This window comes from Streptomyces sp. NTD91 (assembly GCF_059510455.1).
Genome location: NZ_JCAJZW010000007.1, coordinates 203,056 through 220,772, shown reverse-complemented (window position 1 = coordinate 220,772; position 17,717 = coordinate 203,056). Strand labels below are relative to the sequence as shown.

15 protein-coding genes and 1 pseudogene are annotated in these 17,717 nt (G+C 71.6%); 8 read left to right on the top strand and 8 right to left on the bottom strand.

Features of this window, described 5'->3' with window-relative positions; translation table 11 throughout:
• The first annotated feature begins 187 nt into the window (after positions 1-187).
• The 4 genes from AC5WRT_RS11335 to AC5WRT_RS11320 all read left to right on the top strand — a co-directional run bounded on the left by AC5WRT_RS11335 (position 188) and on the right by AC5WRT_RS11320 (position 5,283).
• Positions 188-1,993, top strand: coding sequence for an ABC transporter transmembrane domain-containing protein (locus AC5WRT_RS11335; RefSeq protein ID WP_496092853.1), 1,806 nt, complete (start codon positions 188-190; stop codon positions 1,991-1,993).
• Positions 1,990-3,771, top strand: a complete 1,782-nt coding sequence (locus AC5WRT_RS11330) for an ABC transporter ATP-binding protein (RefSeq protein WP_496092852.1) — start codon at positions 1,990-1,992, stop codon at positions 3,769-3,771. Before AC5WRT_RS11335 ends, AC5WRT_RS11330 begins: the two co-directional genes overlap by 4 nt.
• A gap of 732 nt (positions 3,772-4,503) precedes the next feature.
• Positions 4,504-4,977: a DUF5709 domain-containing protein gene (locus tag AC5WRT_RS11325; protein WP_496092851.1), complete on the top strand. Its 474-nt coding sequence runs from the start codon at positions 4,504-4,506 to the stop codon at positions 4,975-4,977.
• 42 nt (positions 4,978-5,019) lie between these two features.
• Positions 5,020-5,283, top strand: a complete 264-nt coding sequence (locus tag AC5WRT_RS11320; RefSeq protein WP_496092850.1) for a type B 50S ribosomal protein L31 — start codon at positions 5,020-5,022, stop codon at positions 5,281-5,283.
• 35 nt (positions 5,284-5,318) lie between these two features.
• Here the strand turns inward: AC5WRT_RS11320 and AC5WRT_RS11315 are convergent, their stop codons facing one another.
• Entirely contained in the window at positions 5,319-6,113 is a 795-nt protein-coding gene (locus tag AC5WRT_RS11315; RefSeq protein WP_496092849.1) for a metal-dependent hydrolase, read from the bottom strand.
• Positions 6,114-6,258: 145 nt separating this feature from the next.
• On the opposite strand from AC5WRT_RS11315, the gene AC5WRT_RS11310 reads away from it, so the two are divergent.
• Positions 6,259-8,772 (top strand): DEAD/DEAH box helicase, encoded by a 2,514-nt coding sequence (locus tag AC5WRT_RS11310; protein WP_496092848.1) that lies wholly within the window; start codon positions 6,259-6,261, stop codon positions 8,770-8,772.
• 40 nt (positions 8,773-8,812) lie between these two features.
• The gene (locus AC5WRT_RS11305) at positions 8,813-9,679 is read left to right on the top strand and encodes an acyl-CoA thioesterase (RefSeq protein ID WP_496092847.1); all 867 of its coding nucleotides are present in this window, start codon (positions 8,813-8,815) and stop codon (positions 9,677-9,679) included.
• A gap of 351 nt (positions 9,680-10,030) precedes the next feature.
• Here the strand turns inward: AC5WRT_RS11305 and AC5WRT_RS11300 are convergent.
• Both AC5WRT_RS11300 and AC5WRT_RS11295 read right to left on the bottom strand, forming a co-directional pair.
• Positions 10,031-10,870: pseudogene (locus tag AC5WRT_RS11300) on the bottom strand (DUF6397 family protein); the annotation flags it as partial.
• A 126-nt stretch (positions 10,871-10,996) separates the two neighbouring features.
• A complete protein-coding gene (locus AC5WRT_RS11295; RefSeq protein WP_496092846.1) occupies positions 10,997-11,410 on the bottom strand; it encodes a roadblock/LC7 domain-containing protein in 414 nt (137 codons plus the stop codon).
• A 91-nt stretch (positions 11,411-11,501) separates the two neighbouring features.
• Between AC5WRT_RS11295 and AC5WRT_RS11290 the strand changes: the two genes are divergently transcribed.
• The gene (locus AC5WRT_RS11290; RefSeq protein WP_496092845.1) at positions 11,502-11,930 is read left to right on the top strand and encodes a PPOX class F420-dependent oxidoreductase; all 429 of its coding nucleotides are present in this window, start codon (positions 11,502-11,504) and stop codon (positions 11,928-11,930) included.
• A 9-nt stretch (positions 11,931-11,939) separates the two neighbouring features.
• On the opposite strand, the gene AC5WRT_RS11285 is transcribed toward AC5WRT_RS11290, so the two are convergent.
• The 5 genes from AC5WRT_RS11285 to AC5WRT_RS11265 form a co-directional block, all read right to left on the bottom strand.
• A complete protein-coding gene (locus tag AC5WRT_RS11285) occupies positions 11,940-12,542 on the bottom strand; it encodes a GTP-binding protein (protein ID WP_496092844.1) in 603 nt (200 codons plus the stop codon).
• A gap of 197 nt (positions 12,543-12,739) precedes the next feature.
• Positions 12,740-13,150, bottom strand: a complete 411-nt coding sequence (locus AC5WRT_RS11280) for a DUF742 domain-containing protein (RefSeq protein ID WP_496092843.1) — start codon at positions 13,148-13,150, stop codon at positions 12,740-12,742.
• A gap of 19 nt (positions 13,151-13,169) precedes the next feature.
• Positions 13,170-13,607: a roadblock/LC7 domain-containing protein gene (locus AC5WRT_RS11275; RefSeq protein WP_496092842.1), complete on the bottom strand. Its 438-nt coding sequence runs from the start codon at positions 13,605-13,607 to the stop codon at positions 13,170-13,172.
• A complete protein-coding gene (locus tag AC5WRT_RS11270) occupies positions 13,604-16,120 on the bottom strand; it encodes a sensor histidine kinase (RefSeq protein ID WP_496092841.1) in 2,517 nt (838 codons plus the stop codon). The genes AC5WRT_RS11275 and AC5WRT_RS11270 overlap by 4 nt, the downstream gene beginning before the upstream one ends.
• A gap of 48 nt (positions 16,121-16,168) precedes the next feature.
• Entirely contained in the window at positions 16,169-16,942 is a 774-nt protein-coding gene (locus tag AC5WRT_RS11265; RefSeq protein WP_496092840.1) for an MHYT domain-containing protein, read from the bottom strand.
• A gap of 151 nt (positions 16,943-17,093) precedes the next feature.
• Here AC5WRT_RS11265 and AC5WRT_RS11260 point away from each other — a divergent pair, with 151 nt between their 5' ends.
• Positions 17,094-17,702, top strand: a complete 609-nt coding sequence (locus AC5WRT_RS11260; RefSeq protein ID WP_496092839.1) for a class I SAM-dependent methyltransferase — start codon at positions 17,094-17,096, stop codon at positions 17,700-17,702.
• The last annotated feature ends 15 nt before the right edge of the window (positions 17,703-17,717 follow it).

Sequence of the window (17,717 nt, the reverse complement as noted above, 5' to 3'; positions counted from 1 at the left end):
CGGCCGCGTACGTCGACCGGTGGCCGGAAGCCGGTGGACTTCGGCCTCCGCCAGGAAAACCGTTTGAAATTCACCACGGGGCGACGCGAACCTTTCACGGCCTGTCACCGCTTCTCGCCCCCTCTCCTCTCCTCCCCTCCTCTTCTCTCCTTCCTGTTCCCTCCCTGACACGAGCCACTGGGACGCCATGCAGATCCAAGACCTTCCGTACGCCGATCCGGGCACCCCGGACGCACGTTCGGGCCCCCGATTCCTGTGGTGGCTCTGGCGGAACCAGCTGGGCGGGCAGCTGAAGTCTCTCGCCTGGGGCCTTTTGCACTTCGTCTCCGTCTCGGCCCTGCCCTTCTGTGTCGGCCTCGCCGTCCAGGCGGTCGTCGACCGCTCAGGCAGCCGGCTGGCCCTGACAGGCGGTCTGATGCTGCTGTGCGGCACGGGCATCGCCCTCGGTGACACCTTCCTGCACCGGGCTGCCGTGACCAACTGGATCACGGCGGCCGCCCGCGTCCAGCAACTGCTGGCCCGCAAGGCCGCTCAGTTGGGCTCCGCCCTGACCCGGAGAGTCGCCGCGGGCGAGGTGGTGGCGGTCTCCACCGGCGACGTCGAGAAGATCGGCTGGTTCGTCGAGGCGGTCTCCCGGTTCACCGCGGCCGCCCTGACGGTCGTCGTGGTCTGCGTCGGCCTCCTCGTCTACCAGCCCGCCCTCGGGATCGTCGTCGCGATCGGGCTTCCCGTCGTGGCCCTCACGGTGCTGCCGCTGCTGCCCCGTGCCACGCGCCGCGCCGACGTGCAACGCGAGAAGGCCGGTCGGGCCACCGAGCTGGCCTCGGACACCGTCGCCGGGCTGCGGGTGCTGCGCGGCATCGGTGGTGAGGAGCTGTTCCTCGACCGCTACCGCCGCGCCTCGCAGGAGGTGCGGCACGCCGCAGTGCGCAGCGCCCGGATGTGGTCGCTGATCTCCGCCGTCCAGGTTCTGCTGCCCGGGCTGCTGCTCATCGCGGTCGTCTGGCACGGAATCCAGCTGGCCCGCCAGAACCACATCACCGTGGGCGAACTCGTCACCGTCTACAGCGCGGTCATGATTCTCAACTATCCGCTGCGCCACTTCGAGGAGATCGCCATGGCGTACTCCTTCTCCCGCCCGTCGGCCAAACGGGCGGCCCGCGTGCTGTCGCTGCAGCGGTCCACGGCCACCGCGGGCACCCGTGAGTCGGAGGTGCCGGGCGGCGACCTGTACGACCCCGTCACCGGCCTGCTCGCCCCGGCAGGCCGTCTCACCGCCGTGGTCTGCGGTGATCCGGACGCGGGGGGCAGGCTCGCGGAGCGGCTGGGCGGCCACCCGACCGAGCCGGGCCGCTCGGTGCTGCTCGGCGGGGTCGCGTTGGACGAACTTCCCCTGGACAGCGCGCGCACCGCCGTCCTCGTCCAGGACAAGGACCCGGTGTTGCTGTCCGGCACACTGCACGACCTGTTCGACGTGCCCTCCTCGGGAGCCGTACGCGCCGCGGACGCGCTGGCCGCGGCGCAGTGCGACGACGTCCTGGAGGCGCTTGCCCAGGGATCGCCGGCCACCGCCGACCCGATGGACACACATATCACCGAGCGCGGGCGCTCCCTGTCCGGCGGGCAGCGCCAGAGACTCGCGCTTGCCCGGTCACTGGTCACGGACCCCGGGGTGCTGGTGCTGGACGAGCCGACCTCAGCGGTCGACTCACACACCGAGGCGCGGATCGCGGACGGACTGCGCCAGGTGCGCTCGGGACGCACGACCGTGGTGTTCACCTCCTCGCCGCTGCTGCTCGACCGCGCGGACCGCGTCGCCCTGGTCCACGACGGCGAGGTCGTGGCGGTCGGCGCGCACCGGGAACTGGTCGACAGCGAACCTCGATACCGGGCCGTGGTCACCCGGGAGACGGACGAGGAACTGGCCGCGGTCGAGGAGAGCGCCCTGGTGGGCGCGCGCCAGGAGTTGGAAGAGATGGAGGAGAGCGCATGATCGGCGTTGCGCCCCCGGCGTACGACCCGGCGGCCCCGACGACCGGCGCCACCCTGCCCGTCGGCGCGGCCGCGACCGTGCGCGCCTATGTCGTAGAACTGTTCCGCCGGCACCGCCGGTCCTTCCTCCTCCTCATCGGCGTCAACACGGTGGCGGTGCTCGCCTCCATGGTGGGTCCGTACGTGCTCGGCGGCCTGGTCGAGCAGGTGTCGGACCGGTCGCGGAAGCTTGATCTGGGCCTGGCCTCCGCCCTGTTCGTGCTCGCGCTGGGCGTGCAGGCCGTGTTCGTCCGGCAGGTGCGACTGCGCGGTGCGATGCTCGGCGAGCGGATGCTGGCCGATCTGCGCGAGGACTTCCTGGTGCGGTCGGTCGGGCTGCCGCCGGGTGTGCTGGAGCGGGCAGGCACCGGCGATCTGCTCTCCCGCATCACCACCGACATCGACCGCCTCGCCAACGCCATGCGTGAGGCCGTGCCGCAGCTGGCCATCGGCGTGGTGTGGGCGCTGCTGCTGCTCGGCGGGCTGGTCGTCACGGCTCCCCCGCTGGCGGCCGCCGTGCTGCTCGCCGTGCCGGTGCTGGTGTCCGGCTGCCGCTGGTACTTCAAGCGGGCTCCCTCGGGCTACCGCTCCGAGGCCGCCGGGTACGCCGCCGTCGCCGCGGCGCTCGCCGAGACGGTGGACGCGGGCCGCACCATCGAGGCACATCGGCTCGGTGACCGGCGGGTCACCCTGTCGGAGCGGCGGATCAAGGAGTGGACCGCCTGGGAGAGGTACACGCTCTGGCTGCGGTCCGTGCTCTTCCCGGTCATCAACGCCGTCCACGTCGTCGTGCTCGGTTCGGTCCTGATGGTCGGCGGGGTGTTCGTCCTGCGCGGCTGGATCGGGGTCGGGCAGCTGACCACGGGCGCGCTCATCGCGCAGATGCTCGTCGACCCGGTGAACCTGATCCTCCGCTGGTACGACGAGGTGCAGGTGGCCCAGGTGTCGCTTGCCCGGCTGGTCGGTGTGCGGGAGATCGAGCCCGCCGCCGGGGACGCCTCGCTGGCGCCGGACGGGCGGGACGTGCACGCCGACCGGGTCCACTTCGGCTACCGGGAGGGCGTCGACGTGCTCTGCAAGGTGTCCCTGGAGGTGGCACCGGGCACCCGGCTGGCGCTGGTGGGCCCCTCGGGCGCGGGCAAGTCCACCCTGGGCAGACTGCTCGCGGGGATCTACGCACCCCGCGACGGCCGAATCACCCTTGGTGGGGCGGAGCTGTCCCGGATGCCGGCGGAACGCGTCCGCTCCCACGTCGCCCTGGTCAACCAGGAACACCATGTCTTCGTCGGCTCCCTGCGCGACAATCTTCTGCTGGCCCGCACCGCAGCCTCGGACGCCGAGCTGTGGGCGGCGCTGGGCGCGGTCGACGCACAGGGCTGGGCACGGGCGCTGGACGGCGGCCTGGACACCGAGGTCGGCTCCGGGGGGCTGGCGCTGACCCCGGCGCAGGCCCAGCAGATCGCGCTGGCCCGGCTGGTCCTCGCCGATCCTCACACGCTGGTCCTCGACGAGGCCACCTCGCTTCTCGACCCGCGCGCGGCCCGGCATCTGGAACGCTCCCTGGCCCGCGTACTGGACGGCCGTACCGTGGTCGCCATCGCCCACCGCCTGCACACGGCCCATGACGCCGACGTGATCGCCGTCGTGGAGAACGGCCGCATCAGCGAACTGGGCAGCCACGACGAGCTGGTCGCGGCGGACGGCGCGTACGCGGCTCTGTGGCGGTCCTGGCACGGCTGAGGATCCGGTGAGCAGGCGGACGACCGGCTCGGCCGCGCGGGGCCGCCCGCTGGTGCCGGTCACCGCCGTCCCGGTGTCGCCGTCGGCTGCGACCACGGCAAGGCCATCGGGCGCCGCACCGACGACCGCCGAGGCCGGGGACGGCCGCCTGGCAGCGGTGACGGCCGCCGACAGGAAGAGCCGGCTCGCAGCAAGCGCGCGAGTCATGGGGACCACCGGCGCCTGGGACAACGGGGCCCGGCCGGGCGAGTGTGCGGAGGCGGCGCACGTCGGGGCTCGGGCCGGCCCGGTCACGGCGCGGAGGCTCGCAGCCAGGTCTGCCTGCGCTTCCGGCCGCACGGCTGGGGCCGACGGCCGCGATGCCGGACCTGCTGAGGCTTCGCGGATCGAGGCGGCGCGCGGCGGGCGGGAGGCCAGGTCTGCCAGCCCTTCCGGCAGGCAGGCCACGGCGGGTGAGCACGAAGGGGGATCCGCCGGTACTTCGGGCTGCCAGGTCATGGCGCGCGGACGCCCAGGGTGCCCGCGGCGGTGCCGCTGTCCCAGCCCGGGCGGTGACCCGCGCTCGTGCCGTTGCGCGGTCCCGACCAGGGGTGGAAGTCTGGAGAACGGCACAGGCTTGGGAAATGCCCCGCAACCGTCCGGTTCGCGGTATGTGACACCCGGGCCGCACGTGTCGGCGACCCGTCGCCGCCTACGGTGGCGCATGGCCGTCCTCACCACCTGGAGGTACTCGTGGACAGCGTCGACGGCTGGGGGGACGACGTCTACCAGCCCGATCCCGATCCCATGGAGGTCCGGGAGGACACGGGTGTGCTCGACGTCGAGGACACACTGGACTTCGACGGCGTCGACGACCCGCTCGACCGTGGCTGGTCCCCTCCGGAGCGTCCGTGGGCTGTGGAGCACGTCGGGGTGACTGCGGCCGAGCGTCAGGCAGGTGAGACGCTCGACCAGCGGCTCGCCGAAGAGCTGCCCGATCAGGCCGACCCCGACGGCGACGACATCGGCGACCGCGACACCGACGGGGAACTGCTCGACAACGAGGTCGGCAACCGCCGCTCCGGCCGGCTGGTGGCCCCGGACGAGGGGGCGCACGAGGACGACGAGGCCGCCCTCGTCGCCACGGACGTCGGCATCGACGGCGCCGCCGCCTCCGCCGAGGAGGCAGCGATGCACGTCGTCGACGAGGACTCCCTCCCCAGCTGATCCGCACGCCCCCTGCCCGCACGCCCCGCACCAGGAGCCGCCATGCAGCAGGACCAGCACCCCGACTACCATCCCGTGGTCTTCCGCGACCGCGCCGCCGGCTACGCGTTCCTGACCCGGTCCACCGCGCAGAGCGAGCAGACCATCGAGTGGGACGACGGCCGGAGCTACCCGGTGATCGACGTGGAGATCTCCTCCGAGAGCCACCCGTTCTACACGGGCAAGGCCCGCACGGTCGACACCGAAGGCCGCATCGCCCGCTTCGAGCGCCGGTACGGCGGGGCCGGGACCGGAGAGACCACCTGATCCACCGCTCGGCCGGCCACTCCGGCAGGGGCGCCTCAGATCACGTTGAGCGCCGCCGCACAGCCCACACCGCCGAGCAGCATGAACATGGGCATCAGCACCTTCAGCTCCACCCAGCTCCCGGCGCGGAACCGCATGACCTTCGGCGGCCCCACGGGGTACCAGCGCTTGCGGCCCACAGGGATGGGCCACAGGATCGGGCAGCCCGACACCGTCAGGGCGTCCCCGATGTCGTGCACCAGCGCGCCGAGCACGATCGGCAGCCCCAGCCACATGTACTCCTGGCCCGGCGCGGTGAACAGCCAGTCGGAGCCGTTGCCCGGCTTGTCCAGGACGCCCGCGAGGATCCACGCGGTGGTCGCGGCCAGCAGCCAGACCAGCACGTCGCTGCTGGAGCCGCGCGCCGCCCGCCACAGCAGGCCCTCGATCGCCAGCACCATGTGAACGAAGAGGATCGCCAGCACCGCCCACCGGCCGCCCGCGATCGCCGCCGCCGAGCAGCCGGCGCCGAGCAGCACCGCCCACAGCCAGGTGTGCGTCAACGTGCGGTGCCCTCCGGAGCGACGCGGGTCGCCCTTCATCCGGGTCGCCTTGTAGACGCCGTATGCCAGCCTGTCCACGATCTCGCAGACCCAGCGGGAGAGCGGCCCGAAGGCACGGGAGATCGTGGCCGCCTTGTGGTCGAGGTCCGGGGCGAGCGCGGCGCCGGCACAGATCAAGGCACCGCAGAGGAGCACCGGCCAGGGCATCGGATGCCCGGCCGCGGCGGCGGCCGCTCCCACCCCGAGCCAGGCCGCGGCCCCCGACAGTGAGTGTGCTGGTCCCATCATGGCCGCTTCCCGCCCCATTCCTTGTGTACCGCTGTCCAGTTGACCTGGTGCGCCGACGTTGCGTCGGCGCCACAGCGTAGCGGCCGTGATCTTCGCGCTCCCAGCCGATTCCCCTCTCGGGGACAAGGCCAGGCAAGATGGGTGCGTGACCCTCATCGATCAGCTGCCGCCGACCGCCGACCCCGACGCCCTGTACGAAGCCTTCGAGTCGTGGGCGCAGGAGCGCGGCCTCACCCTCTACCCGCACCAGGAGGAGGCGCTGATCGAGGTGGTCTCCGGGGCGAACGTGATCGTCTCGACGCCCACCGGCTCCGGCAAGAGCATGATCGCCGCGGGCGCGCACTTCGCAGCACTGGCCCGGGACGAGGTCACCTTCTACACGGCCCCCATCAAGGCGCTTGTGTCGGAGAAGTTCTTCGAGCTGTGCAAGCTGTTCGGCACCGAGAACGTCGGCATGCTCACGGGCGACGCCTCCGTGAACGCCGACGCTCCCGTGATCTGCTGCACCGCCGAGGTGCTGGCCTCCATCGCGCTGCGCGACGGCAAGCACGCGGACGTCGGCCAGGTCGTCATGGACGAGTTCCACTTCTACGCCGAGGGCGATCGCGGCTGGGCCTGGCAGATCCCGCTGCTGGAACTCCCCCAGGCGCAGTTCATTCTGATGTCGGCCACTTTGGGCGATGTGTCGTTCTTCGAGAAGGACCTCACGCGCCGCACCGGCCGCCCCACCTCGGTGGTCCGCTCGGCGACCCGTCCGGTGCCGCTCTCCTACGAGTACAAGCTCACCCCGCTCACCGAGACCCTCACCGATCTGCTGGAATCCAAGCAGGCCCCGGTGTACATCGTGCACTTCACGCAGGCGCAGGCCGTGGAGCGGGCGCAGGCGCTGATGAGCATCAACATGTGCTCGCGCGAGGAGAAGGACCAGATCGCCGAGCTGATCGGGAACTTCCGCTTCACCACCAAGTTCGGCCGTAACCTCTCCCGTTACGTACGGCACGGCATCGGGGTGCACCACGCCGGCATGCTGCCCAAGTACCGGCGCCTGGTGGAGAAGCTCGCGCAGGCCGGCCTGCTGAAGGTCATCTGCGGGACGGACACGCTCGGAGTGGGCGTCAACGTACCCATCCGAACGGTGCTGTTCACCGCCCTCACCAAGTACGACGGCAGCCGGGTGCGCACGCTGCGGGCCAGGGAGTTCCACCAGATCGCGGGCCGCGCGGGGCGAGCCGGTTTCGACACGGCGGGACTTGTCGTGGCCCAGGCGCCGGAGCACGTCATCGAGAACGAGAAGGCGCTGGCGAAGGCGGGCGAGGACCCGAAGAAGCGGCGCAAGGTGGTGCGCAAGAAGGCGCCGGAGGGCTTTGTCGGCTGGACGGAGAACACCTTCCAGAAGCTGATCGACTCGGAGCCGGAGCCGCTGACCTCGCGTTTCCGGGTGACGCACACGATGCTGCTGTCGGTGATCGCCCGCCCGGGCAACGCGTTCAAGGCGATGCGTCACCTCCTGGAGGACAACCACGAGCCGCGCAAGCAGCAGCTGCGCCACATCCGCCGGACGATCGCGATCTACCGTTCGCTGCTCGACGGCGGCATCGTGGAGAAGCTCGACCAGCCCGACGCCGAGGGCCGCATCGTCCGGCTCACGGTCGACCTTCAGCAGGACTTCGCGCTCAACCAGCCGCTGTCCACGTTCGCGCTCGCCGCGTTCGAACTCCTCGACCCCGAGTCGCCGTCCTACGCCCTCGACATGGTGTCCGTCGTCGAGTCCACCCTGGACGACCCGCGGCAGATCCTCGTCGCCCAGCAGAACAAGGCGCGCGGCGAGGCCGTGGCCGCGATGAAGGCGGACGGCGTCGAGTACGAGGAGCGCATGGAGCGCCTCCAGGACATCACCTACCCGAAGCCGCTGGAGGAACTGCTCTTCCACGCGTACAACACCTACCGCAAGAGCCACCCATGGGTCGGGGACCACCCGCTGTCGCCGAAGTCCGTCGTCCGTGACATGTACGAACGGGCACTGTCCTTCACCGAGTTGGTTTCCTTCTACGAGTTGGCCCGCACCGAGGGCATCGTGCTGCGCTACCTCGCCAGCGCCTACAAGACGCTCGACCACACCATCCCGGACGACCTCAAGTCCGAGGACCTGCAGGACCTGATCGAGTGGCTCGGGGAGATGGTGCGCCAGGTGGACTCCAGCCTGCTGGACGAGTGGGAGCAGCTCGCGAACCCGGAGGAGATGACCGCCGAGGAGGCCCAGGAGAAGGCCGACGAGGTCAAGCCGGTCACCACCAACGCGCGGGCCTTCCGGGTCCTGGTCCGCAACGCCATGTTCCGGCGCGTCGAGCTGGCCGCCCTCGACCAGGTCGAGGAACTGGGCGAGATGGACGCCGAGTCCGGCTGGGACTCGGACGCCTGGGGTGAGGCGATGGACAAGTACTGGGACGAGTACGACGACCTCGGCACCGGTCCCGACGCCCGCGGCCCCAAGCTGCTGGTCATCAACGAGGAGCCGGCGAACGGCGTCTGGCGCGTCCGCCAGATCTTCGACGACCCGAACGGGGACCACGACTGGGGCATCAGCGCGGAGGTCGACCTCGCGGCCTCGGACGCCGAGGGCCGTGCCGTCGTCCGGGTCACCGACGTGGGTCAGCTGTGAGCGGTTGTCGACCGGTTGTGAGCCAAGGAGAAACCCACCGATGACGAACCCGGCGGAAAGGCTGGTCGACCTGCTCGACCTGGAGCAGATCGAGGTCGACATCTTCCGTGGGCGGAGCCCGCAGGAGTCGCTGCAGCGGGTCTTCGGCGGCCAGGTGGCGGGCCAGGCGCTGGTCGCCGCCGGCCGCACCACGGACGGCGACCGCCCCGTGCACTCGCTGCACGCGTACTTCCTGCGCCCGGGCCGGCCCGGTGTACCGATCGTGTACCAGGTGGAGCGGGTCCGCGACGGCCGGTCGTTCACCACACGCCGGGTCACGGCCGTGCAGCAGGGCCGCACGATCTTCAATCTGACCGCCTCCTTTCACAAGCCTGAGGAAGGACCGTTCGAGCACCAACTGCCACCGGCCCGTGAGATACCGGACCCGGAATCGCTGCCGACGGTCTCCGACGAGATCCGCAAGCACCTGGGCGCGCTGCCGGAACAGTTGGAGCGGATGGCGCGCCGCCAGCCCTTCGACATCCGCTATGTCGACCGGCTGCGCTGGAACGCCGAGGAGATCGAGGGGGCCGAACCGCGCAGCGCCGTGTGGATGCGCGCGGTCGGACCGCTCGGTGAGGACCCGCTGGTCCACACGTGCGCGCTGACCTACGCCAGCGACATGACTCTGCTGGACGCGGTCCGCATCCCGGTCGAACCCCTGTGGGGCCCGCGGAACTTCGACATGGCCTCGCTGGACCACGCCATGTGGTTCCACCGGCCGTTCCGCGCGGACGAGTGGTTCCTGTACGACCAGGAGTCGCCGATCGCCACCGGTGGCCGAGGCCTGGCTCGCGGGCGTATCTACGACCGGCAGGGCCGGCTGCTCGTGTCGGTCGTCCAGGAAGGCCTTTTCAGGACTCTGTGACGGATCGGTGCGGGAATCGACGGGCGGCGTTTTGGCCACCTGAGCCCGCGGCCGAGTGGCTCAGAGCCGCACGGGACGGGGGCTTCTTCGCCGCAGCCAGGCCCGCAGACCGCTGGTGGGGTGGCTCGGGGCCGGTTCGGCCCGGCGGTGGTCCTGGCGGGGCCGCGGAGGCGGCGCAGGCGCCCGCATCACCGGCGCGGCGTGCCAGGCGAACGCCCGGCTCGCGGGCTCGCGCGTCGGCTCGGGCGGGTGCGGCAGCGGCTTCGGCACCCGTGCCGCAGGCGGGTTCTCACCGGGCTCCACCCAGCCAGGTGCCGGCGGGCCCGCAGGGCGTGTGACCGTCGCAGCCAGGGGCGGGATGGGCCGAGCGACCGCTCGTCGGACCGGCGCTGCGCCATGGCGGGGGACCGGACTCGGGGCCGGTGCGAGAGCGCGGGCCTCCGCCAGCAAGTGGGCCAGGTCGCTGCGCAGCCACTCGATCTCGTCCGCATCCTGCGCGGTCGTGATCCGCTCGGCGAGATGTGCGGCAGGCGATCCCGGAGTGCCCTGACCGGGTGGTGTGGGCCGGAAGCGGTGCAGGCAGGCACGCTCTTGAGGATCTTCGACGACGTCGGCGATCTCGACGGGCGAGAGGAAGGCGGCCACGGCTCCGGCCCGCACCCACGGGTCCTCGGCCTGGCGCAGCAGGAACCCGAGGTGACGTCCCCGCCAGTTGCGGGCACGCAGGTCCACACCGGCCGCCAACTGGCCGCGCAGGTTCTCGGGCGCGCGGCCCTTGAGCAGGTGCGCGTTCTTGGCGTCGGAGACGAACTGCCGCAGGTCTTCCGCCAGATAGAGCCAGACCACGACTCGATAGCGGTTCAGGTACCACTTCACCGGCAGGAGAAGGCCCGAGCGGGCGAGGCGGGTGAACCGCCCGACGGGGATCTCCACGAGTGCGGCGCCCTCGGTGGTGCCCACCACCCGCACGCGCCGGCGCAGCGCCTCGGGATGTCCCTCCTGCGCGCGCAGACGGTCGATCTCGGCCCGCTGCACCCTCCGCAGTCCTCCCCCACCCTCGTCGGGCACGGTCCGGACATGGCCGAGGTGCACGGCGAGGTCGAACTCACCTCGTTTGAGGCCCAGTTCCCGAGCGGCACGGCTCGGCGTGCAGGTGGCGGACCGGGGACGGCTGTACGTGTTCGACGACATGGTCGTACTCCCCCGTGGAGTCATCGGCTCACGCCCTGTGCGTTCGCCGTGCACCCACCGTAGCCGCATCGACGCACCACGTGTCAGCCCTGTGGACAACTCTGCGGAGGGCCAAGAACCTGCGGGTCAGGCCTCTGCGGTGGGGGTTCTTTCCGGTTTCCTGGCGTCGACGCCGAGGTGTTCGCCCACACGATTGACGAGCAGCGCCATCTCGTAGGCGATCTGGCCGATGTCGGCCTCCGCTCCGCTGAGCACGCACAGACAACTGCCGCTGCCTGCCGCGGTCACGAACAGGACCGCATCGTCGTACTCCACCATGGTCTGGCGCACCCTGCCGGCACCGAAGTGGCGTCCCGATCCCTTCGCCAGGCTGTGCAGCCCGGACGCGACGGCGGCCAGATGCTCGGCGTCCTCACGGCGTAGTCCCGTGCTCGCGCCCGTGACCAGGCCGTCGTTCGACAGGACCAGCGCGTGCCGCACATCGTCCACTCGCTCGGTCAGATCGTCCAGGAGCCAGCCGAGTCCCTGGTTCTGCGCCATCTCCGTCTCCCCCTGTGATGTCTCCCCCTGGCTGGAGGAACTCTCCGCCAGCCTTCCCCACGTCCGGCGTACGGGCAAGCAGGATGGGGGCATGGCACAGAAGATGACCGACGAGGAATGGCGGGCGTTCGTCTCGCACGGCACCAGGACGGGCAAACTGTCCACCGTTCGCGCCGATGGGAGCCCTCATGTGGCCCCGATCTGGTTTCTGCTGGACGGTGACGAACTCGTCTTCAACACCGGTGAGGAAACGGTGAAAGGGCGCAATCTCGCCCGCGACGGGCGCGCGGCCCTGTGCGTGGACGACGATCGGCCGCCGTTCCACTTCGTGGTGCTGAGCGGCCGGGCACGGCTGTCTCGGGACCTGGACGAGGTGCGGCACTGGGCCACCCGCATCGCCGCCCGGTACATGGGCGAGGAGCGTGCCGAGGAGTACGGCGCCCGTAACGGCGTTCCGGGCGAGCTGCTGGTCCGGGTGCCGGTCGACCAGGTGGTGGCCGTGAAGGATCTGGCGGCCTGAGGGGCGGGCTCAGCCGACCGAGTCCAGCAGTCGGGCTGTGTGCATCCGCCCGGCGTACTCCACGAGCCTGATCAGGACTTCCTTGCCGGAGTCCCGGTCGCGGGCGTCGCACAGCACCACCGGGGTGCCGCGGTCCAGATCGAGGGCGCGGGAGACGTCGTGGGCGCCGTAGGCGCGGGCTCCCGGGAAGCAGTTGACGGCGACCACGAACGGGATGCGCCGATGCTCGAAGTAGTCGACCGCGGGGAAGCAGTCCTCCAGACGCCGGGTGTCAGCGAGGACGACGGCGCCGAGGGCACCCTGGGACAACTCGTCCCACAGGAACCAGAAGCGGTCCTGTCCGGGTGTGCCGAAGAGGTACAGGGACAGACCGGAGCGGATCGTGATACGTCCGAAGTCCATGGCGACGGTGGTGGTGACCTTCTGATCCACGCCGTCGGTGTCGTCCACCAGTTGTCCGGCCTCGCTGAGGAGTTCCTCGGTGCGCAGCGGCCGGATCTCGCTGACGGCCCCGACCAGGGTCGTCTTGCCGACCCCGAACCCCCCGGCTACCAGTATTTTCAGCGCCAGGGCGGAGGTGTCGCCGACGGTGTCGGAAGTCTCGGTGAGCATGATCACTTCTCTCGGGAGGACCGGCTGCGGTCGGCGTCCGTGTGCTGCGGGCGCGAAGGCAGCATCATGACAACGGAGCGGTGTCTTGGGGTGGTCGGACCGAATCGCACCTGATCTGACCGACTTGTGTCCGGTCGAGGGCGGATGGTGCACGGACGGGGACGTGGCGCGGCGTCCGGCGGCTTCGGAACGTTCATCTACAACGCTCGCAATCCCTCGATGACCTCGCGGAGAATTCGCTCGTCGGGCAGGTGGGCCGGGGGCACGGGACGGCTGATGACCACGCAGCCGAGTTCCAGGAGGTCGCCGAGGAGCACCCTGATCACCCCGACCGGAAGGTCGGCGTCGGCGGCGAGTTCGGCGACGGACTGGGTTTCGGTGCGGCACAGCTCGACCAGGGTCCGGTGTTCGGGCCCGAGCGCGACGTCGTCGAGCGCCGGGGCCACGGGGTCCAGGGTGACGAGGGCGATCAGGTCGAAGCGCACCCCGGTGGGACCCGGCTGTGTGCGCCCGCCCGTCATCGCGTAGGGGCGCACCAGTGGTCCGGCCTCGCCGTCGTACCACTGGCCGCCCGGTGGCTCCCACGGGCCGTTCTGGTTCTCGTTCATCTGTGGCGCCCTTACGGGGTCATCCGGCTGCGGGCGGCTGCGCTACCACGCGCGGCGCCGTGTAGAGGTGCTCGCCGACCCGCTTGACCAGGCGGGCCATCTCGTAGGCGACGAGTCCGATGTCGGCGGTGACGGCGGTGAGCAGGGCCAGGCAGGAGCCGTCGCCGGCGGCGGCGACGAAGAGGAACGCGTCGTCCATCTCGACCATCGTCTGGCGGACGCCGCCCGCTCCGAAGTGCCGCCCCGCGCCCTTGGCCAGGCTGTTGAAGCCGGAGGCGACGGCGGCGAGGTGCTCGGCGTCCTCCCGGGCGAGGTCGGTGGAGGCGCCGACGGCCAGTCCGTCGTTGGAGAGTACGACGGCGTGCCGTACCTCGCTCACGCGCATCACCAGGTCGTCGAGCAACCAGTCCAGTTCGCCGGAGCGCTGTCCGGCCCTCGTGTTCGGGTCCTGGATCATGCCGGGTCTCCTTCGCTGTTGTGCGTGCCCGTTTCGGGTTCAGGGGCGGCACCGCGGCCCGGCCGTCGGCCGCCGCCGCGAGCCCAGCCGTCGCGGTAGGCCGCCATGCGGTCCCGGACCAGTTCGGGGGTACGCCGATCGTCGTTGTGCCGTGCGGTCTGCGGTGCGGGTGCTTCGGCGCGCTGCTTCCGCAGCTGGGGGGCGAGGTTCGCCTGGCGCACACGACGTGGGAGATCGTCGGTGTTCTCGGGGTCGCTGGGCGATCGGTGCAGCCTCAGGGCAGTGACTCCGGGGGGCGGGGTCTCGTCGGCGGTCGCGTGCGGACCCAATTCGTCGGCTGCGGCGTGCGGGCCGGGAACGGTGGCCGCGAGGGCCGGCCGGTCCGACAGCGCGGCGACGGCCTCCTGGCGCTCGCTCACGCCGGGCACGCGCGTGTACTCGCGTCCCCGCTCGTGAGGGGCCTGCTCGCCGTGGTGCGAGGCGTGTTCGGCCGCGCCGCTGTGGAGCAGGGCGGTGGGCAGCAGGACGACGGCGGTGGAGCCTCCGTAGGGGGAGGGCCGCAGATGCACCTTGACGCCGTGCCGGGAGGCGAGGCGGCTGACCACGAAGAGCCCGAGTCGGTCGCTGTCGAACAGGTCGAGGGCCTCGGACTGTTCGATACGGCGGTTGGCCTCCGCGAGGGTCTCGGGACCCATGCCGAGTCCGCGGTCCTCGATCTCCAGCGCGTAGCCGTTGCCGACGGGCTCGCCGGTGACGCGCACGCGTGTGTGCGGAGGTGAGAACTGCGCCGCGTTCTCGACGAGTTCGGCGAGCAGGTGGGTGAGGTCGGCGACGGCGGCGCCGATGACAAGGGCCTCGGGGAGCTGGCGTACCTCCACGCGCGCGTAGTCCTCGACCTCGGACACGGCGGCCCGTACGACGGTGGTCAGGGACACCGGCATGCGCCAGGCCCGCCCCGGTGCGGCGCCGGAGAGGATGATCAGACTCTCGGCGTGCCGCCGCATGCGCGTGGTGAGGTGGTCCAGCCGGAACAGGTCACCCAGCTCGTTGGGGTCCTCCGAGCGGCGCTCCATGCTGTCCAGGAGGCTGAGCTGGCGGTGGACCAGCACCTGGCTGCGGCGTGCCAGGTTGACGAAGACTCCGGAGATGCCGCTGGCGAGTTCGGCGCGCTCCACGGCGGCGCGCAAGGCGGCGCGGTGGACGGTGGTCAGGGCTTCCGAGACCTGACCGGTCTCGTCCTCGGCGGGTGGTCCGGCGGGCGCCTCGGCCTGGATGACGATCTCCTCGCCCGCGCGCAGTCTGCGCATCGCCTCGGGCAGTTTGCGACGGGCGATCTCCAAGGCGTCGTTGCGCAGGCTCACGAGTTCGATCACGAGGCCGCGGCCGATACGGACGGAGATGACGAGAGAGATGGCGACGGCGACCAGACCGAGGAGCACGGCGGCGCCCGCGGTGCTGAGCAGGCCGCGCGTGAACGGGTCGGCGCGGCCGGCGACGGCGCGGGCCGTGTCCGCCGCGATGCCCTGCATGCCGTCCTGCACGCGCGCGTGAGCGGCGTTCCAGGCGGCCGCGTCGGCCGGTCGGGCACCGGAGCCGGAGGCGATGATCTTGTCCTCGGCGGCGTCGAGGGCGGTGTAGGGGCCGCTGTCGGCCAGGTTCCGCCAGACGGCGCGCTGAGGGTCGGGCAGGTCGATGACGGCGGCATCGGTGAGGGTACGGCGCGCGGCGACGGCGGCGCCGAACAGCCGGAGCCGTTCGCCCTGCAGCCGCCCGCTGCCGATCAGGGTGCCCTCCTGGGCCAATGCCTCGCCGGCGCGGTTGAATTCGAGCAGCACGCGCGCGTCGGAACCGACATCGGCCCGCTGGATGCCGCTGAGGGCGCCGTCCACGGCGAAGGCCGCACCGATGGTCTTCGTGTACTGGGCGTAGACCGTGTCCCAGCCGGCCCTGCGGTCCAGTACGGCGGCACGCAGGGCGCGCAGGTGTTCGGCGCCGGTGACGAAGTCGTTGAGGCGCCCGGAGACGCCCGCCGGCAGTTCCTCGCTGTCGGCGACGGTGTTGTTGCCGCCGAGCCGCAGCTTGGCCACGGCCCGGTCCGTGCGGGCGGCCAGCCCTTGCAGATCGCTGCCGTCGGCGCCCGGTGCGGTGGCGTGGCGCACGGCCGCGGCGCGCTCTGCCTCGAGGGCGGTGACGGCCGTGGCCAGCGGGGTGCGTAGTTCGGCGTCGACCCGCTGGGACTGCCGCAGCCGGGCGACGTCCTGGGCGGTGGTGACGGTGGCGTACCCCCACAGGGCGAGCAGCGAGACGACGGGCACCATCAGCAAACTGACCACCTTGGCGCGCACGGTGCGCGGGCGCAGGCGCAGCCGGTCGCCACGCGCGCGTGTCTTGGCAGCGGGTGTGCCGAGCGGGCGGCCGGCTCCCTCGGCGGCGGGCGGTCCGGCGTGTGCGCGGCGGCCGCGCGGCGGATGCGCGGGGCTGCCGGCTTTCGGGCTGGTACGGGGTGGGCGCATGGCCTCCTCGCTCGGGACGTGGGTCGGGGCGCTCGGACCGGGCTCCCGCTAGCGGGCGATGCTTTCGACGGGCCGCTGGGCGGAGGCGGAGGCCTCTCGCTCACCGGCCGTGGGTGAGAGGGCGACGAAGGCGGAGGTGATGAACAGGTAGGACCCGAGACCGACGGCGAGGGGGAAGATGAACTGCATCGCCGTGGCCCCGGGCAGAGCCGCGCCGGAGGGGTCCACACGCACGCTCACCGCGAACATCCCGGTGTAGTGCATGCTGCTGACGGCCGCTCCCATGACGAGGGAGGCGACGGTGACCGCGAGGGGCGACTTGATGTTGAGGCCCGCCCACAGGGCCGCGGTCGCCGCGACGACGGCGATCAGCACCGACACTCCGACGAGAACGGGGTCGTACCTGATGTCACCGTGCAGTCGGACGGCCGCCATGCCCAGGTAGTGCATGCTGGCGACCCCCAGCCCGGTGGTGAGGCCGCCGAACAGGAGCGCCCGGTTGCGGTCGCGGCTGTAGCCGACGGTGAAGACGCCGGCGCAGACGACGAACACGGCGACGAGGAGGCTGAGGATGGTCAGCGGCACGTTGTAGCGGATGTCGGTGCCACTGACACGGAAGCCGAGCATGGCCACGAAGTGCATGGTCCAGATGCCGGTACCCATGGCGGAAGCGGCGGTGACGAGCCAGTTCCGGCGTGAGCGGCCGGAGGTGGCGAGCGCGCGCACGGTGCAGCGCAGACCGAGAGCAGCACCCGTGCAGGCCATGACGTACGACAGCACGGGGGTCAGCCAGCCGAAGGCGGCGTGGTCCAGGTGTCCCATGGCCAAGGGACGCTAGGGGGGCACGGGCGCACGAAGGGGGCGCATTTCGAAAGCTGTTGGAATATGACACCCAGATGCGCCAGAACGATCGGGTCCGGCCCGAACATGTGCGCCTACGGATCCCCCGCGACGGTGAGGAATCATGCGGAACATGAGCGACGACCACACACATGTGCAGGAGTTCTTCACCGCCCGCGCGGCCGACTGGGACAGCCGGTTCCCCGACGACGGCCCCGCCTACTCGGCAGCGGTCGCCGACGTCGGACTGCGGCCGGGTGACCGTGTGCTGGACGCGGGCTGCGGCACGGGGCGCGCCCTGCCGCCACTGCGAGCCGCCGTCGGCCCCTCCGGGGTGGTGCTGGGCGCCGACCTGACGCCGGCGATGCTCGACGCCGCGATGCGGGCCGGCCGGCACCGGGAGGGGCGGCTGCTGCTCGCGGACGTCACCGCGCTGCCGCTGCAGTCGTCGGTGCTGGACGCCGTGTTCGCGGCCGGCCTGATCGCGCATCTGCCGCGGCCGGAGCAGAATCTGCGGGAGCTGGCCCGTGTGGTGCGGCCCGACGGCGTGCTCGCGTTGTTCCACCCCATCGGGCGGGCGGCGCTGGCGGCGCGTCAGGGCCGCCGAATCACTCCGACCGATCTGCGCGCCGAGCACAACCTCCGTCCGCTGCTGGCACGCTCGGGGTGGCGCATGACCTCGTACGTCGACGAGGACGCGCGTTTCCTCGCGCTCGCGGTGCGCGGGGATCGCTCGGCGTAACGCCTGGGACGGGCG

Bases quoted from the DNA above. Each gene is read 5' to 3' on its own strand.
- AC5WRT_RS11315 (WP_496092849.1), bottom strand. From the start codon at position 6,113: ATGATGGGACCAGCACACTCACTGTCGGGGGCCGCGGCCTGGCTCGGG.
- AC5WRT_RS11305 (WP_496092847.1), top strand. From the start codon at position 8,813: ATGACGAACCCGGCGGAAAGGCTGGTCGACCTGCTCGACCTGGAGCAG.
- AC5WRT_RS11285 (WP_496092844.1), bottom strand. From the start codon at position 12,542: ATGCTCACCGAGACTTCCGACACCGTCGGCGACACCTCCGCCCTGGCG.
- AC5WRT_RS11330 (WP_496092852.1), top strand. From the start codon at position 1,990: ATGATCGGCGTTGCGCCCCCGGCGTACGACCCGGCGGCCCCGACGACC.
- AC5WRT_RS11260 (WP_496092839.1), top strand. From the start codon at position 17,094: ATGAGCGACGACCACACACATGTGCAGGAGTTCTTCACCGCCCGCGCG.
- AC5WRT_RS11265 (WP_496092840.1), bottom strand. From the start codon at position 16,942: ATGGGACACCTGGACCACGCCGCCTTCGGCTGGCTGACCCCCGTGCTG.
- AC5WRT_RS11270 (WP_496092841.1), bottom strand. From the start codon at position 16,120: ATGCGCCCACCCCGTACCAGCCCGAAAGCCGGCAGCCCCGCGCATCCG.
- AC5WRT_RS11295 (WP_496092846.1), bottom strand. From the start codon at position 11,410: ATGGCGCAGAACCAGGGACTCGGCTGGCTCCTGGACGATCTGACCGAG.
- AC5WRT_RS11290 (WP_496092845.1), top strand. From the start codon at position 11,502: ATGGCACAGAAGATGACCGACGAGGAATGGCGGGCGTTCGTCTCGCAC.
- AC5WRT_RS11335 (WP_496092853.1), top strand. From the start codon at position 188: ATGCAGATCCAAGACCTTCCGTACGCCGATCCGGGCACCCCGGACGCA.
- AC5WRT_RS11280 (WP_496092843.1), bottom strand. From the start codon at position 13,150: ATGAACGAGAACCAGAACGGCCCGTGGGAGCCACCGGGCGGCCAGTGG.
- AC5WRT_RS11320 (WP_496092850.1), top strand. From the start codon at position 5,020: ATGCAGCAGGACCAGCACCCCGACTACCATCCCGTGGTCTTCCGCGAC.
- AC5WRT_RS11275 (WP_496092842.1), bottom strand. From the start codon at position 13,607: ATGATCCAGGACCCGAACACGAGGGCCGGACAGCGCTCCGGCGAACTG.